At 68.5% G+C, this 17,428-nt stretch carries 10 protein-coding genes; 3 read left to right on the forward strand and 7 right to left on the reverse strand.

The genetic code is table 11. From position 1 onward, the window contains the following. The 3 genes from VKA86_13905 to VKA86_13915 form a co-directional block, all read right to left on the reverse strand. A partial coding sequence (locus VKA86_13905) for a serine/threonine-protein kinase (GenBank protein HKK72304.1) occupies positions 1-921 on the reverse strand: 921 nt, incomplete at its 3' end. 131 nt (positions 922-1,052) lie between these two features. Continuing rightward, complete coding sequence (locus VKA86_13910) at positions 1,053-3,704, reverse strand: protein kinase (protein HKK72305.1); 2,652 nt, start codon at positions 3,702-3,704, stop codon at positions 1,053-1,055. 63 nt (positions 3,705-3,767) lie between these two features. Beyond that, positions 3,768-6,833, reverse strand: coding sequence for a protein kinase (locus VKA86_13915; GenBank protein ID HKK72306.1), 3,066 nt, complete (start codon positions 6,831-6,833; stop codon positions 3,768-3,770). Between the two features lie 395 nt (positions 6,834-7,228). Here VKA86_13915 and VKA86_13920 point away from each other — a divergent pair, with 395 nt between their 5' ends. Then, positions 7,229-8,557 carry a lectin-like protein gene (locus VKA86_13920; GenBank protein ID HKK72307.1) on the forward strand — a complete coding sequence of 443 codons (1,329 nt, stop codon included), beginning with the start codon at positions 7,229-7,231 and terminating at the stop codon, positions 8,555-8,557. 140 nt (positions 8,558-8,697) lie between these two features. Here the strand turns inward: VKA86_13920 and VKA86_13925 are convergent, their stop codons facing one another. After that, entirely contained in the window at positions 8,698-9,132 is a 435-nt protein-coding gene (locus VKA86_13925; protein ID HKK72308.1) for a TA system VapC family ribonuclease toxin, read from the reverse strand. Then, entirely contained in the window at positions 9,129-9,389 is a 261-nt protein-coding gene (locus VKA86_13930; protein ID HKK72309.1) for an antitoxin, read from the reverse strand. The genes VKA86_13925 and VKA86_13930 overlap by 4 nt, the downstream gene beginning before the upstream one ends. Positions 9,390-9,646: 257 nt before the next feature. On the opposite strand from VKA86_13930, the gene VKA86_13935 reads away from it, so the two are divergent. After that, positions 9,647-10,642, forward strand: a complete 996-nt coding sequence (locus VKA86_13935; GenBank protein ID HKK72310.1) for a Gfo/Idh/MocA family oxidoreductase — start codon at positions 9,647-9,649, stop codon at positions 10,640-10,642. A gap of 12 nt (positions 10,643-10,654) precedes the next feature. On the opposite strand, the gene VKA86_13940 is transcribed toward VKA86_13935, so the two are convergent. Next, positions 10,655-11,344, reverse strand: a complete 690-nt coding sequence (locus VKA86_13940) for a VTT domain-containing protein (protein ID HKK72311.1) — start codon at positions 11,342-11,344, stop codon at positions 10,655-10,657. A gap of 248 nt (positions 11,345-11,592) precedes the next feature. On the opposite strand from VKA86_13940, the gene VKA86_13945 reads away from it, so the two are divergent. Continuing rightward, positions 11,593-16,218, forward strand: coding sequence for a CARDB domain-containing protein (locus tag VKA86_13945; protein HKK72312.1), 4,626 nt, complete (start codon positions 11,593-11,595; stop codon positions 16,216-16,218). Positions 16,219-16,313: 95 nt separating this feature from the next. Here VKA86_13945 and VKA86_13950 read toward each other — a convergent pair. Next, positions 16,314-17,428, reverse strand: a 1,115-nt coding sequence (locus tag VKA86_13950; protein HKK72313.1) for a CHAT domain-containing protein, incomplete at its 5' end; no start/stop codon positions are given.

The raw sequence follows: 17,428 nt of genomic DNA on the forward strand, positions 1-17,428 counted from the left end.
GAAGGCGGCGGCGCCCAGCATCCGGTTCCGGTGGGTACCCGAACGCGGAGGCGACACTGCGGCCATCGACGACGACGACGAATCCTCCTGCAGGTTCTCCAGCTCGAACATCAGCCCCTTGGCCGTGTCGTATCGGTTCTCGGGATCCTTCTGCAGGCAGCGACCGATGATCCGCCCCAGCTGCGTCGGCAACTCGGGCTTGAGTTCGTGCATCGGTCGTGGCTCGTCGCGCAGGATGCTCGTGATCGTGGAGATCGGCGTGTCGCCCACGAAGGGCTTCTCGCCCGTGGCCATCTGGTAGAGCAGGATGCCCAGCGCGAAGACGTCGGTCCGCGGATCGACGGGCTTGCCCTCGGCCTGCTCCGGCGACATGTAGGCGGTGGTGCCGAGGACCCGGCCCTCGGCCGTGGCGTCGACGGCGATCGTCGCGTCCTCCACCTCCGGCGAACCGTCGACCAGTTTGGCCAGACCGAAGTCGAGAATCCGGACCTGACCGTCGGGCCGGACCATCACGTTCGCCGGTTTGAGGTCGCGGTGCGTAATGCCCCGTCCGTGCGCGGCGGCCAGGGCGCTCGCCATCGGGGTGGCGATTTCCAGGATCCGGTCCAGCGGTAGACCGCCTGGCGGGATGAGTTCCCCGAGGGTCTGCCCCTCGACGACCTCCATGCTCAACAGGAGGTGACCCTCGGCCTCCTCGACGGCGTAGATGGTGACGACGTTCGGGTGGTCGATGGCCGCGATCGCCCGGGCCTCGCGTTCGAAACGGGCGCGCCGCTCGGGATCGTGCGTCACGGCGTCCGGGAGGACCTTCAGGGCGACGTCACGGCCGAGCCTGGTGTCGCGTGCGCGCCAGACGTCTCCCATGCCACCGGAGCCGAGCAGGCCGGTGACCTCGTAGTGGGCGAGGGTCTTGCCGATCAAGGGCGTGTCTCCGGGCGGGACCAGGGATCGAAGAGCTTAGGCGGGCGTGGGGGCGGGGTCAACGTGCACGGGCTGTTCCGTCTTGCACGTCTTCGCCCTCATCGGACCCGGGCGCTGGGGTGGAGCGAGTCCTACTGCTCTTGGAACTCCTCCAACAATGCTTCGAACGCGTCGGAGGAGCGCACCGCGTCCCACCGTGGATCGATCTCCAGCCAGGCCACCGACATCGGCGACGGGATCGAGAGGACGTCGCGCAGAGCCCGTACGCTGGCGTCGGCGTTGCCGAGCAATGCGTGCACGAGTGCGAGATTCACGACCTGCACCGGAGCACCGAGTGCGTCGCTCTCCAACGGGTAGAGAGCGACCGCGCGCTCGGCGTGGCGTACGGCCTCGGAAGCGCGACCGAGCCCTGCCTCGATCAGGCCGAGTGCGGCGAGCATACGGTGATCTCCCGGGTCTCCCTCGAGTGCCCGTTCGAGGGTCGCGCGCGCGGAAAGGAGGGACGCGCGCGCGGAGTCTTCGTCACCACGCGCGCGGTGAACCAGTCCCTCGAGCAGAGCGATGGGCTGGTAGAAGGAGCCGGCCTCGAACGCTCTCGTCCGAGAACCGGCAAGTGCTTCGAGAGCCGCGTCGAAGCGACGGTCGAGCAGCTCGACGAGGAAGCGGACCCGCCGACTCTCGTCGTTGTCGACGGTCGGCATTCGACCCAGGATTGCGCGGGCCGCCGCGGGATCGCCACGCCAGCGCAGTTCGAGGAGCGCGAGTTCGGTGTACGGGTAGGGGTCGTCGGGGGCCAGGGCCATGGCTCGTCGGAAGGCCTCTTCCGCTTCGGGGTACTGACGAAGCGTACCGTGCGTCTCGCCCAGCGCCACCACGACGTTCGGGTCGAGCGGACTGAGTTCCCGATCGCGTTCCAGCAACTGGATCGCTTCCTCCATCGCGCCCTGTCGACGTTTGACGTAGGCGGTGGTGAGCCAGACCTCGCTGTTGTTCGGTTCGATCTCCCGTGCGCGTTCGAGCTCGGCCAGAGCGAGGTCGTATTCCCGCGTCCCCCAGTAGTGGTAGTGGCCGAGTGCGAGGTGACCTTCCGCCAGGTTCGGCTCCAGGGCCAGGGCACGATCTGCGGCGAGCCTGGCAGCTCGGAGTCGAGTGCGAGTGCGATCGAAGCCGTAGTGGTACATGCGGGAGTGCATCGACGACAGACGCGCGTAGGCCAGGGCGAAGCGCGGGTCGAGCGTGGTCGCACGCTCGAACATCTGCACGCCGAGTTCGAATCCCTCGCGGCTGAAGCCCGGCGCGTCGAGTTGCTCGTGTCCCTCGAGATACGCCCGGTAGGCATCCATGTTCTCGGTCGGTCGGTCGTCGAGAGCCTCGCGGACGGGCAGCAGCAGCGTGACGTCGAGCGCCTCGGCGATGCGCGCGGCGATGGCCGACTGCAGTTCGAAGATCTGGTCGACCTCTCGCTCGTAGTTCTCCAGCCAGAGGTTCGTATCGTCGGCCGCGCGGATGAGTCGCGAGGAGATCCGCACGCGCCCGGGCTCGCGGCTCTTGTCCCACCGGATGGCTCCCTCGAGGACGTAGCCGGCGCCGAGCTCGGCGCCCACTTCCCGGATCGACTTCTCGGTGTTCGCGTAGACGCGTGCGCTCGTCCGTGAGATGACGCCGAGCCCTTCGATCAGGGCCAGACGCGAGGTGATTTCGTCGGTGATGCCCGCGGCGAAGTACTCGTCGACGGGTGCGCCCAGGTTCTCGAAGGGCAGAACGGCGACGATCGGTCGGTCCTGGGCGTCCGGACTGGTCGGACCGCTTTGCGAACCCCACCACAGGACTGCGAGCGCGGCGATCAGGAGCGCGCCGGTCAGGGCCAGGCGTGGTCCGCGCGAGCGCGAGGGCGTCGTCACCGGTCCCGTCACGGTGCGCGTCGCTTCGACCGTGGACTCGAGTTCGCGCCGCAGGGTCTCCAGTGCGTCGCGCACGGCGGCCGCCGTCACCGGGCGATCCTCGCGACGCTTGGCCAGACAGGCGTGGACGATCTCCGAGAGCGGTGCGGGAAACGACGAGTCGGCCTCGGGCAGTGGAGTGGGTTCGTCCTTGAGGATCGAAGAGGTGAGATCGGCGGCATTCGTTCCCTCGAAGGGGCGACGCCCAGCCATCAGCTCGTACAGCAGGATGCCGAGCGAGAAGAGATCGCTGCGCGCATCGACCTCCTGTCCGCGGAGTTGCTCGGGCGACATGTACGGCACAGTGCCCAGCACCGATCCCTGCTGCGTCAGTTCGAGCACGCACGTGGCGTCGTCTTCCTCGGGGGTGGTCCGTGCGAGCTTCGCAAGACCGAAGTCGAGGACCTTCACGCGACCGTCGTCGGTGATCATCACGTTGGCCGGCTTCAGATCACGATGGACGATGCCCTTGGCGTGCGCTTCGTCCAGGGCATCGGCCACCGCGATGCCGATCTCGACGACCTTCGTGGCCGGCAGTGCCCCACCCTCGAGGATCGAGCCGAGTTCTTCGCCCTCGACGAGTTCCATGGTGAGGAAACGGACGCCGTCGCTCTCCTCGACCGAGTACATGTGTACGATGTGCGGGTGGTTGAGACCGGCGACGGCCTTCGCTTCGCGAAGGAAGCGATCGAGGCGGGCGGGATCGTCGGCCATGGCCGCGGGCAGGATCTTGAGGGCGACGTCGCGATCGAGCTTCGTATCGCGGGCGCGATAGACCTCGCCCATGCCTCCGCGGCCGATGAGCGCCGTGATTCTGTAGTGGGCGAGGGTCCGGCCGATCAAGGGCGCGAACTCCCCGTCGGAGGTCGACCGATCATCGTGGTCCATCGTCGGGACTGGGGACGCTCACGCGGCGCGATTGTCGGACAGAATCGCCAGGACGTCCGCCGGCGTCAACTCACTTGCCCCGGCGAGCAGGCCACCGACGGTCGCGGCCGGGATCGCGGACTTCAGTTCCTCGATCCGGTCGACGACCCCGGGATCCATCGGGTGATCGCAGACGACGCCCGCTCGTTCGGTCAGCGCCTGTGCGGCGCTGCCGATCGCGACGGCGCGTTCCGGACGGCCTTCTGCCGCCTCCACCGCCGCGAGGCCGAGCATGGCCAGGCCGGTTCCGCGCGGGCTGCCGACCTCTTCGTAGGTCAGGAGCGCGCGGCGGAACGTCGCGCCCGCCGCAGCGGGGTCGTCGGCGGCCAGGGCGGTCCACCCGGCTTCGCACTGCACGCGCGCCACCTCCGGTCGGTCGCCCACCTCCTCGAAGGTCCGCTCCGATTCGACGTAGAACTCGCGGGCACGGTCCAGATCTCCCCGGGCGAAGCTCATCGACGCGAGGAAGCTCAGCGAGATCCCACCCACTTCGCAGTCCTTCCGGCGTTGCTGGGCCTGCAGCGCCTGCTCGACGAGACGTACGCCTTCGTCGAGATCCCCCTCCTGGAACAGGAGCATGCCCTTGCACGACATCGACAGCGATTCGACGAATGGGCATACGCCGCCGGCTCCGAGTTCGATGCTGCGTTCGAGGGGCTCGCGGGCTTCCGCGAGCCGACCCGAGTTGAGGTGGACGTAGCCCATGCCCATGGCGCCCTCGGAGGCGATGGCGTCGTCGCCGAGGGCGATACCGTCCCGGTGAGCGGCGGTCCACTCCTCGAGGGCGCGATCCCACTCACCGGTCGTGATCGACACCATGCCGGCGCCGAGCAGGGCCAGGCCACGCCCTGGCGACGGCTCGTTCTCCCTCGCCATCGCGAGGGCCTCGTCGTAGAGCCCGCGTGCGGTGTTGTGCATCCCTGAGACGTGCCAGAACCAGTTCAGCCGGCCGCAGAGCAGCAGAACGCTCTCCAGCGCCCCAATGTCCCCTTCCCGTGCGCGGGCCAGGAGCCAGTGGATGGCGGCCAGTTCGTTGGCGATGTCGGCGCGGAAGCGGCCCATGGCCGGGACCTGGCGTTCGTCGCGGAACTCCTCGTACATCCCGGCCATCCACTCCGTGAAGAACCGGGCGTGCCGGTCGCGCAGCTCTTCCGTCTCGCCCGTGGCGTGGAGTTGTTCGGCGGAGAAGGCGCGGATCGTCTCGAGCAGTGCGTAGCGGTCGCCGCCGCCGATCACCCGCACGAGTCCCTTCTCGACCAGCGATTCGAGCTCGTCGAGTGCGCGCCACCGATCGTCGTCGGCGTAGCAGACCTGCTCCATCGCCTCGAAGGTCCAGCCCTCGTGGAACACCGAGCAGCGACGCAGCAGTCGTTGCTCGGTGTCGTCGAGCAGTGAGTAGCTCCAACTGATCGTCGCGCGCAGGGTACGCTGCCGTAGTGGAAGATCACGATCGCCCGAACTCAGCAGGTCGAGGGCGTGGTCGAGCCGCAGCAGGAGCTTGGACGGTTCCATGATGCGCACGCGCGCGGCGGCGAGTTCGAGTGCGAGGGGAAGGCCGTCGAGCTGGCGGCAGATCCCGCTCACCGCGTCCGCGTTCGATGCATCGAGCCGGAAGTCCGGTTTCACCCGGACCGCGCGTTGGACGAACAGCGCGACCGACGGGCACGCCTGCAGCCGATCCGGCGAGTGTTCGGCTTCGTCCGGAAGCTCCAGCGGCGGCAGCGGGAACTCCGACTCGGCGCCGATCTTCAGCGGGGCGCGACTCGTCGCGATCACCTGCAGGGCATCGCAGCGCGCGACCAGTTCGGCGATGTCCGTTGCGGCGTCGAGGACCTGCTCGAGGTTGTCGAGGACCAGAAGGAAGGGGCGGTGGCCGATCACCGTCGCGATGGCCTCGAGGGCCGACCGGCCGTGGGCCTCGGCGATGTCGAGCGTGCTCGCCACCGTCGGGAGCACCTCCGCCGGATCGGTGACCGACGCGAGCGAGACGAAGGCCGCGCCCCCGTCGTACTCGGGCGCGCGTCGCCGGAAGAGTTCGATCGAGAAGCGGGTCTTGCCCGTGCCCCCGTAACCGCTGACGGTCAACACGCGGGCACCCTGCTCCAGCCGTGTGATCGCTTCTTCGATCGTCGCGTCGCGGCCGAGGAGCGGAGTCGAGGGCGTCGGCGGCGAGATGAGGATCCGTTCGCCGCGCCGGCCCTTTCCCACGAAACGCAGTTCGCTGCTCACGTCGCGCGCCGTCTGGTAGCGGTCGCCGGGGTCCTTCTCCAGGCAGCGAGCGATGATCCGTTCGAGGTCGGGCGGTGCGTCGGCGCGGATCGCGCCCACGAGGACGGGCTCGTCGCGCAGGATGGAGCTGCTCACCACGCCCGGCGTGTCGCCCTGGAAGGGACGACGACCCGTCGCCAGTTCGTAGAGGAGCACCCCGAGCGCGAACAGGTCGGTCCGCGGATCGACCTCCTGGCCGCGCACCTGCTCGGGGGCCATGTAGGGAATGGTGCCGACCACCTGGTCCTCCGCGGTGACCCCCACGGCGACTGTCTCGTCGGTGGCTTCGGAGCGGCCCGTGTCCGAGGGATCGAGCTTGGCGAGCCCGAAGTCGAGGACCTTGAGGGTTCCGCCGGCGGAGAGCATCACGTTGGCCGGCTTGAGGTCGCGATGGACGATGCCCTTGTCGTGCGCCGTCGCCAGTGCGTCGGCGATCCGCGTGCCGAGCTCGATCACGCGCTCGACGGGCAGTCCGTCGGGCACGACGTGGTGGTCGAGACCCTGGCCGTCGACCAGTTCCATGGTGAGGAAGCGCGTGCCGCCGGCCTCCTCGACCGAGAACAGCGTGACGATGTTCGGATGGTTGAGGCTCGCGACCGTGCGTGCCTCCTGCTGGAAGCGCGCGAGGCGGGCCGCGTCCCGGGCCATGGCCTCGGGCAGGAACTTCAGGGCCACGTCGCGGCCGAGCTTCGTGTCGTGGGCGCGGTAGACCTCGCCCATGCCGCCCCTCCCCAGGAGGGCGGTGATCTCGTAGTGGGCGATGGTCTGGCCGATCACGGGCGTGCTCCCCGGAAGGGTAGCGATCTACAGTATGCGGTTGCGGGGGAGGGGTCAACGTGGTGCGGGTGGTCGTGGCCGTCGGGTTGCGCGGGAGAACGTTCCCGACCGGGTTTCCGCGTGGTCGACTTCCGCAACGGAAGTGACTGTGCCTGCGAGTATGACCCGCATGCGATCGCGTGACGCACGAGCATCATGGGCGCCCGCATCCGCTGTCGGCCGTGCCACGTTCCGTGCTACTCTCGTCTCCGTGATCACCACGACTCCGGACGAGGCGCGCGCCCGCACGGATCGATCCTGCCCAGAGACCGACGACGAGCACTCCCTCGTCGGGACCCCGAGGAACCGCCGGCCGGCATGGTCGGTGTTCTCCCCTCGACCCGGGAAGGTCTCCCATGCCGCGCGTCACCGTTTCGAGGTGTCTGCTTCCGGTCGCGCTCCTGCTCGCCGTGTCACTGCTGCTGGCGGGATGCTCCGACGACGAAGGCAGTCCCACCGACCCGCAGAACGACGATCCTCTGCCCCCGAACACTCCCGCGGTTCCCACCGTGGACAATCCGCAGGACGAACTCCCAGCCCGTTCCGGGTTCCTGACCACCGAAACCGCCACGCTGAGCAACTTCAGCCCCGATCTGGCCGGCTTGAGCGAGGACATGCTCGTGCGTCTCGACGAGGCGCACGCCCTCGAGTTCCGGTTGCCGGCCGGTCACAGCGTGATCTACCGCGACGGTCACGCGTGTCATCCCGAGCGTCTTCAGACCCGGAGCACCGGCGGAGGATGGGTGGACCTGTCCCGGACCACCGCCGTCGAACCCCTCGTCGAGCTCGGCGCGTACGCGGGCAGCCACTACTACCTCACCACCATGCCCATGCTCTGGGGCTTCGCCGACGTCAACTGCCGCAACTTCGGCGGTCATCTGGCGACGATCACCTCGAGCGTCGAGAACGAGTTCGTGCTGAGCGCCGTGCAGGCCGCAGCCCCGGGAATCCATTACTGGATCGGTCTCACCGACTGGGGACGTCCGAACCATGACTGGGTCTGGGCCAGCGGCGAATCGGTGGACTGGACGAACTGGGGGCCGGGCGAGCCGAACAACCGGGACGGTGAGTACTTCACCGAGGTCTACGAAAACGGCCTGTGGAACGACACCCGGTACGCCATCTACCGTGGCTACGTTCTCGAGCGCGCCGAGCCCCTGCCCGACCTCGACGACGGAGCCGTTCCCTGTGCGGCCTACGGCCAGAATCGTCTGTTCCTCGACAACCTCGTCGTGCCGACCGTGGCGCCACACGTGGAGCGCCGCGTCTACTGGCACAGGGTCTTCCAGGTCACGCTCGGTGCCGGTGCGACCTACAGCGAGGAGCACAGCTACACCCACGGCACGTCCGAGACCACGGGCATGTCCTTCGGCTGGTCGATCGGGGTGTCGACGGAGGTCGGCTGGGGGCCGGCTTCGGTGGCGATCGAGACGGAGTTCCACCAGGACTTCGAGCACGAGGTCACCGTCAGCAGCGAGGAGACCTTCAGCAAGACCTACGAGGCCACCGCTCCCGAGGGGAAGACGATGGTGCTCGCGCTGTGGCAGCTGCGCGAGCGTTACGTGATCACCGACGGTGCGGGCCAGACTTGGAGTGACCCCGGATTCGTGCTCGACGGTGAGCTGCCGGAGCTCGACCAGGGTCTGCAGCAGGAGTACCTGCAGACGATTCTGTTCGAGCAGTAGGGCTCTGCGATCACGCGCATGTCGAGCCACCGTCGAAGCGGTACAACGATGCTGCGAGCGAGCCGACCTCCGCGTCGGCCGGTTCGTCTTCGGGACCGGCCCTGATGGCCGGCCCGCGATTCGGCCCTCGGGAAGTGCAGTCAGTCCCAGGGCCGCTCGACGCGTAGGAAGTCGAAGCGGCGGAATCCGCGGTCGAGTGTGTAGAGCGTCTTGACTCCGTTGCTGCGCAGGAGACACGCGAGGTGCGCGTCGGGGACGAGATTCCCCTTCGGCGCATGCGCGTCGGCGAGCTCGCGATACAGTGCGAAGAACTCCGGTCCTTCCGAGAGGACACGCGCCTGGGGGAGCCGGAGAAGGTTCTCGACGTTCGCCAGGGCTTCGTTCGCTTCCAACGGATGATCGAAGACCGCGGGGTGCGTCGCGATCCGCAGGTAGGCCATGACCGTCGGCCAGGCCAACACGAGAACCTCGTCGTCCGCCGCGCAGTTCTCGAGAAAGGTGACGGCCCGGCTGTGGAACTCGCTCGTGGCGTCCGACGCGTAGAGCAGGATGTTCGCGTCGAGAGCGTAACTCACCGACGCCGCCCCTTCCCGTCTCGCCGGTCGCGGTCCATCACGTCGAGCAGGTCACTCGTCGAGGAGAGGTCGTAGCGCGCGCCCATCTCCCGCACCGTCCATTCGAAGGGCGGGCCCTCCGGGCGAGCGGACTCCTCCGCTTCGAGCGCCCGCGCGAGGAGGTCGGAGACCAACCTTCCGAGCGACTTGCCCTCGCGCCGCTGGAGGTCCTTGAGCTGTGCCAGGACCGGGTCATCGATGTCGATCGTGGTTCGCATGATGTGTGATGATATCTAGTCGCGCATCAGATGTCAAGATGAAGTGGCGCGTTCGCGGTTCCTGTGGAGTTTCGGGGCCGCGTCCGCACGGTCGGTGTTCGGCGAGCCAGACCCTGTTCCCCCGCGGAACTTCCCCAGCAGGAATTCCGACATCCCGACTTCCCCTGCGGAAGTGGCCGAGCCCTGTATCCTGACGCGGCATCAGCACGGTCGAGCCCACACGCACGCGAGCCCGGACCCCGCCAGAAAGCCCACCCATGACCACACCTCTCCGCTGGGGCATCCTCGGTGCCGGCATCATCGCCAACAAGTTCGCCGACGCGGTGCGGCGCGAGGCCGGCAACGAGCTCGTCGCGGTGGCGTCGAAGACCCCGGACAAGGCCCGCGACTTCGCCGCCCGCCACGGCATCGAAGCCGCGCCCGACTACGACACCATGCTGGCCGACCCGCGCATCGACGTCGTCTACGTGGCCACTACGCACAACTTCCACCACGAGAACGCGCGCCGGGTGCTGGAACACGGCAGGCACTGTCTGGTGGAGAAGCCCTTCACCGTGAACGCCGCGCAGGCCGAGGACCTGGTCGAGCGCGCACAGGAGCGGGGCCTGTTCCTCATGGAGGCCATGTGGTCGCGCTTCCTGCCCACCTGGCAGGCCGTGCGAGCGCGGGTGGCCGACGGCGTGATCGGGGAGGTCCGGCAGATCGACGTCACCTTCGGCGGCATCGTGCCACCGCATTACGAGCGCCGCCTGAAGGAGCCCGAACTCGCCGGCGGCGTCACGCTCGACATGGGCGTCTATCCCATTGCATTGATCTGCCACGTGCTCGGCGAACGCCCCCGCCACGTCGAGTCGATGACGCGCATGAGCACGACCGGCGTGGACGAGGTCGCGTGCTACCTGTTCCGCTTCCCCGGGCAGTGTCTGACCACGATCAGCACGAGCTTCGACCTGTGGATGCCCGCGCGCGCCGCCTTCCACGGCACGCGCGGGACGATCGAGCACGCGGACTTCCCGTGGAGCGAGACCTTCCGCATCCACCATCACGGCGGAACGGGTCAGGTGGACGAGGTCGAGGAAATCCACACGCCGCTCGAGGAGAACGGCTTCGTCTACCAGGTGCGCGAGGTCGCGGCCAGGATCGCAGCCGGTGCGACGGAGAGCGGCGTCGTGCCGCTGCACGAGACGATCGAGATCATGCATTTGATGGACGGGATGCGGGAGCGCTGGGGTCTGCGGTATCCGTTCGAGTGACCGGTCGACGGATCACGAGCGGCCCTGGGCCGCACGCGCCGTTGCCGGCTTCGCAAGGCCGGTGCGCCGCCGGAACACCATCCACGCGCACCAGAACACAGCGCTCAGGCCGACGGCCGCGGCGATCGCGGGGTAGGGATTCTCGAGGCTGCTCACCGATCCCGAGTACGTGGCCAGCGCCATGTACGGCACGTTCACCGTCAACCACGCCAGCAGGAATCGACGCAGAGGCATTCCGGTCACCCCGGCCAGGCAGGCCGACACCTCGGGCAGCACCGGCACCGCGCGCGACAGGAAGATCACCACCACGCCGTAGGTCCGGAAGGTGGTGCGCATCTCCTCGCGCTCGCCCGCGTCGCGAAGGATCCACCGCACCACGTGCTCGCCCTTCCACCGACTGAGGGCGTAGCCGGTCAGCCCGGCCGCGGTCACGCCGAGGAGTCCGAACACGAACGCGCCGGGGAAGCCGATCAGGTGGCCGCCGAGGATGCTGATCTCGAGCGTCGGGACCGCCACGAACAGATCGGCGAAGAGCAGGGCGCTGAGCGCCGCGCCCACCCACCACGGCGCGCCGTCGCGGCGCACGCTCTCGAGGCCGGCTTCGATCGCGGCCAGGTCGAGCAGCCCCGTGAACTTCGCGATCACGAAGGTCGACGTGAAGAACGCCCCCAGGACGACGACGAGCTTCAGCAGGGCCTTCATGGGGGTGCTCCGGGCGAGAGAACAGGGTGTACACGGCGAGGACGCGGCGAGGCAGCGCCGTCAGGAGGGTTTTCGGTAGGCGGCTGGGGGCGGATGCGGTCGCGGGTGGTCCGTTGCGAAGGGCGCCGCCTCCCCGTGTCACCGGCCCTGTGCGATCGCCCGTCTCCGCGACGTCTACTCCAGCGACGCCGGACGACGCCCGCGTCGTGCGCTTGCCCATCTCCGCCCAACGCCCCGGGAGGTCCTCCATGTCCCGCATCCGTCTGCAGAGACCGGGAGTCCCCCCGGTCTCCCTGCTCCTGCTCGTCGTCGTGCTCGCGACCACGGTTGGTGTCGCCCGCGCGTCGATCCGGCCACGGCTGGACGTCCGGCCCGTCGGCACGCACATGATCCCGGGACCGGGGCAGCCGGTCGAGGAGACCTTTGCCCTGCATCCGGAGATCGCTGGTGTCTTCGACGACTTCGCCGTCGAGGGCGAGGGCTGGATCGCTCTGGAGATCGACGTTCCTCATGGCGTCGCCCTTCGTCCGGGTGAGGAACTCGAATTCGTCGTGCGCGGCATTCCCTCGGGCGACGCCGGACCTCTCGAAGTCGTCTTCACCGTGGACGGCCGGCCAACGCGGAAGTCGTTGGGCCTGCGGCCGCGCCCCGAGCACACCGAGCGCACGATGGTACGGGCACTCGAGGCGACATTCGAGCGGTCGGTGCCCGCACCGGGCATGGACACCGGTTTCGCGCGGCCCGAGCCGGCACCGATCGACGAGCGCTTCCGCGAGCGGCCGTGGCACGAGGCTCGCCCCGATCCCGACGCGCCGGAACCGGATCTCCAACGCCGCCAGTCGCTCACGGTGCGCGGCTCCTTCGGCTACCTGCGCGAGAGCGGACCCTACCTCGGCGCGGACGGTGCTACCGTACGCGTCTACGACGCCGATTTCGGCAGCGACGAACTCCTGGGAACCGTGGTCCTCGGGCCGAGTGGCAACTTCGAACTGAACGTCTCCGAGGACGAGACCTACCCCGACATCTACGTCGAGTTCGAGTCGGCCAATGCCCGCGTCGAGACCGAGGACTCGGGAATTCTCGAGCTGAACTTCAAGTGGAAGACGCAAACCTACGAGGAGTTCTCCGGTTCGCTGCTCGACGTGGGAGCGCTCACGCCGTCGAACTACAACGGGCAGGTCGGCCTGCACATGTTGTCGACCCTGACCAAGGGCTGGCGCTATCTGAACGACCTGGGCTACGACATTCCCAGCGTCGACGCGATGTATCCCGTCGGAGACGGTGGTGCCTTCTACGACGGCGAGATCAACCTCAGCTTCGACCGCCGTTGGCGCGAGGATACGATCCTGCACGAGTACGGCCACCACGTGACCGACACCTTCGCCGGCATCGTCGCGCCGAGCTACTGCAACGGCGTGTGCGACGGCGACGACTGCGGCCATTGTATCTGGTGCGACGAAACGCCCTCGGATGCGTGGCAGGAAGGATTCGCGAGCTGGGTGGGCGAGATCGTCCAGGACGCCTGGCCGGGGGCCTACGGCTACGCGCCCGCCTACACGCGCAGCGCCGAGGACATCGCGCCCTTCGGTTGCATCGGCGTGAACAGCGATCCCTGCCTCTGCGGTCCCCAGGCGACGGAAGGTTTCTTGTGGGCCCTGCTCACCGACATCTACGACGTCACGCCGAACGAGCCCGACGAGGACACGATCGCCGGCGACTGGGGTGACCCGCTGGGGATGGGGCCGGAGGAGATCCTCGCGACCGCGGCCAACAGCGATCCGACCACACCGGCAGCCTTCGTGGCCGCGTTCAGTCAGGCCCACGCCGCCGAGGGCGAAGACCTCTGGGAGACCTTCGTCAACAACGGCTGGAACATCGACCAGCAGAAGCCGGGCTCACCCTCGGGCCTGTTCAGCACCACCCACCAGATCGGCCAGGCCAACATGTCGGCCCAGCCCTGGATCAACTTCGTCTGGCAGACCGCGCCCGACGACTGGTCCGGGATCGGTGGCTACAGTTACGAGATCTCGGCCGGCGCTCCCGTGCCTCCGGACGACGTACAGGACATTCCGAAGTTGAACAACTGGGTGGTGACGCCGGTCGAGCCAGGCGCGGCCTACTACTTCACGCTGCGCGCCGTCGATCGTGTGGGTCGCTGGAGCGACGACTACGCGACCGCCGGTCCCTACTACATCCGCGAACCCGGTCCGGCCGATCTGGAGGTCGCCGCGCGCCCCGGGTGGCTGTTGCCGATCGTGCCCCTCGACGAGCCGTCCGCGACGCCGACCAGCATCTCGCTTCCCGACCTGTTGAACGGAAACACCTTCTTCTACGTGAACCTCTCCGGTGCGAACGACGGCGAGTCCGACGCCGTCGCTCCCTTCGACGTGGAGTTCCGCATCGACGGCGAGGTGGAGCGCATGTTCACGCAGACCACCGACGTCGCCGCCGAGGGCGGCCTCTTCGAGTTCGTCAACGAGCCGAACTTGGTCGTCACCGGCGGCCTGCACACCCTCGAGATGCGCATCGATCCCGGTGGTGCGGTCGACGAGCAGACGAATGTCAACAACTGGCTGGCGAACCAGTGGGCCTTCGCCCCGGAGTCAATCTCGAAGATCGGTCCGCTGCTGCGTCCGGCCCCGCCGGACATCGACGGGGGTCACGACGCGATGAACCTCGGGCAGTTCCCACCCGTGAGCGTGGCCAAGGACAACTGCGACGGGTTGCGCCTGCCGGTCGCCCAGCGTTCCGGCGCCGACCCGCGCTTCGTGGCGATCTCGGCCCACTTCGTCGATGCCGGTGAGAACATCGACCTGGGTATGTACCCGCGGACCACGTCGTCGAACCTGGGCTTCGGGTGGAACACGGAACTGGCCTCCTCGTCGGCGCCGGCCGGAAGCATCGATGCGGTGGTCGCGAACGGTCACGCGGTGTCGGACGGCTTCGTGGACGTGGGCATCTACAACGCGAGCGATCACGTTGGTGGGTACTACGCGGACTACGTGGAGAGCCAGGACGCCGTGGTCGGAGGCACCGAGGCCATCTCGTTCCTGCCGAACGAAATGGTCCAGATGCGACACTTCGACATCGGACTCTCGCAGGCCAGCTTCGTGGTGAAGCTCGCCGTCGGCGACGACGGCCCGTTCGACCTGTACTTCTTCGAACCGTCCACCTTCTACGCGAGTCTCGAGGACGCCGACACGACCGCGACGACCGATGCCCAGGGCGAGGCCGTGCTGGAATTCTCGTCGACCCAACCGGGCAAGGGTCTGCTGGTGATCGCCCGCGACCCCGGAGCGGGGGCCGAAGCCCTCGAGGTGTCGCTCGAGATCCAGGCGTCGTCGGGGAACTGGACGCTGGTACCGGCCCCGAACTGGTTCGACGCCCTCGTCCCGCTGCCGAACGACTTCGGCCGCCCGGGCGAGGTCCCGGCGCCGACGACTCTGGTCGGCGACTTGGCGTCGACCTGGCTGAACTTCTCGGTCTTCAACTCCTCGACGGACGACGCCGGCGACACCTTCGCCAATCTCTACTACGACGACACCTGCTTCGCGACGGAGGTCGTCCCGCCGATCGAGGGCGGCGCCTTCGGCACCTTCAACGCGACCGAGGCGGTGACCATCCCGGGAGGCCGGCATACGCTGTGGGTGCAGATCGATCCCGACGGCCGTGTGGGCGAAGCCAACGAGACCGACAACTTCTTCGCGCGGCAGTGGGTCTTCGAGCCGCAGGTGCTCGGTCTTGGCGAAGTGACCGAGCGTCAGGTTCCGGGATCGCCGAGGGCCGGCTGGGAGTACGGTCTCATCGACCCGGAGATCGGGATCGTCGGCGACGAGAACACCACGCCGGGCATCGATCCCACCCCCTTCCTCAACTGCGATGGCCTCCGGCTGCCGGCTGCCGCCCGCGACGGCACCGCGCCCGCCTTCATGGGTTTGGCCGTGATGCCGCCGCAGCAGGGTGTCGACGTCGATCTCAAGCTCTTCGAGGCCTCGACCGGTCCCGAGGACGGTTTTGACGACCCGATCGCCTTCTCGCACGCACCGAGTACGACGTCGGACTTCGTGATCGTCGATCTGACTGCGGTCGAGCCGCGTCCCTTCGACGTCGGCATCTACGGTCCCGAGGAGGGGTTCGAAGGGGAGGAGGTCGATCCCGTGAACGGCCTCGCGCGTGCGGTCGACGCGCAGTACCTGGCCCACGCCGCCGCCTCGGTCGATCTCGGGTCGGATCCCGAGGGCGAGCGGGGGCTCTACACGATGGAGAACAACGAGATCCTCCATCTCTACGCGATCGAGCTCTCACCGCGGACGATGAACGTGCGCCTGATCCCGCAGGATGCGAACGTCGACTTCGGCATGGCCCTCATGTCCGCCCAAACCTTTGTCGGCCAGGGCGACGCGCCCGACGATGCGAGGGCCCAGGCCGTCGGCGCCGGGGAGGTCGAGGAGTTCACGACCACGATCTCGCAGGCAGGCGTGTACGTGCTGGCCGTGTTCAAGGACGCGCGCGAGGACGCCTTCGACCAGGGTGGCTACAGGCTGGCCTTCGCGCCGGACACCGTGACGAGTGTCTCGCCGGGCCAGGGTGTCGACCAGGTGATCGCGCTCGCCGCGCCCTCGCCCAACCCGATGGACGGGAGCACGGTGGTCGCGTGGAACCTGCGACACGATGCGCATCTCCGCGTCGAGATCTTCGACGCGCGCGGTCGACGGGTGCGTCAGCTGGTCGACGGGAATCTGCCGCCGGGACGCCGCGAATTGGTGTGGGACGGTCGCGACGACGCTGGCCGCCGCGTCGGCCGGGGAGTCTACCTGCTCCGCGCGACGGCGGCAGGCGAGGTCCGGAACCGTAAGCTCACCGTGATCCGCTGACGCGGACGTCGCCGGGTCGGTGGGCCCCGGTCGTCGGTCGACGGCCGGGGCTTCTCCTCGTCGGGGCAATGGGAGCACGTACGAGGGGTCGGGCCTCAGTGCCAGTCGCCCACGAGCTGCATCGCCGCCCACGCGAAACCCGGAGCGCGAGGCACGTCGCGGTCGGACGGCGTCAGACCACCGAGGGCGCGGGCCGCTCCGTCGGCACCGTTCGACGCTCCACGCAGGCTCGCGAGCTGTGCGCGCCGCAGCGACTCGTCCTTCGGCAGACCGCGCGCGAGGTTCGCGTAGAAATCTCGCATGAGCGAGGCCGTGGGCTCGTCGGGCACGTCCCACAGCGAAGCGACGATCGAGCGCGCGCCGGCGTACTGGAACGCGCGTGTCAGTCCCGCCATCCCCTCGGGCCCGAGTTCCTTGCCGATCGCGGTCTGGCACGCACTGAGCGTGACCAGTTCGGCATCGAGACGCACGTCTTCGAGGATCTCCCACGCCTGGAGCAGGCCGTTCTCGTCAGCCGCCTGGTCCGGTCCGGGTTGCGTGAGCACCAGCGCGGACGCCGAGGGGATCTCACGATCGGCCACCGCATGACACGCGAAGTGGAGGATGTCGACGTCGGAGCCGAGCGCCTTCACCCGCTCCTCGGTCGCCGACGGCCCGACATGGACCTCGACGGAGGGCGCGAACAACGAATCGAGAACGGCGACCTCGCGCCTGGTTCCGGGAAGCGGTTCGAGCGTGTAGCCGCGCTGGCGCAGCGCGACGATCGGTGTCGACACGGGCGCGGTGGCCGGGGAACCGGCGTCGTAGACCGGATCGCCGAACGCCACGACCCGGGCGTGCGCGGCGTCGAAGTCGTCGCGTCGATCGATCAGTCGCGCGTACAGCGTGGCGGAGTCGACGGTGTGCAGCGGCAGGTGTTCGATCAGGTAGTGGCCGCCGTCGTCCTTCAAGGCGGCGAAAGGCAGCACGCGGAGCGGCCCGGCTGGGGAGATCAACAGGCGGTCCGCGGCCTGCAGGTGCTTTGCCCACGGTGCGACGAGAGCGGAGTGGAGTTCCGATGCCACGTCGTCGACGGTCGCGCGCGCCGCGCCGCGGGCGATCGCCTCGCGCAACCGGGTGACCTTCTCCTCCAGGGCCTCGGTCCCGATCGGGGACACGAAGGCTTCCACCTCGCGGGCGCCGGTCCCCGCGGGCACGACGAAGGCCGTCG

The organism is Candidatus Krumholzibacteriia bacterium, from assembly GCA_035268685.1.
GTDB lineage: Bacteria > Krumholzibacteriota > Krumholzibacteriia > JAJRXK01 > JAJRXK01 > JAJRXK01.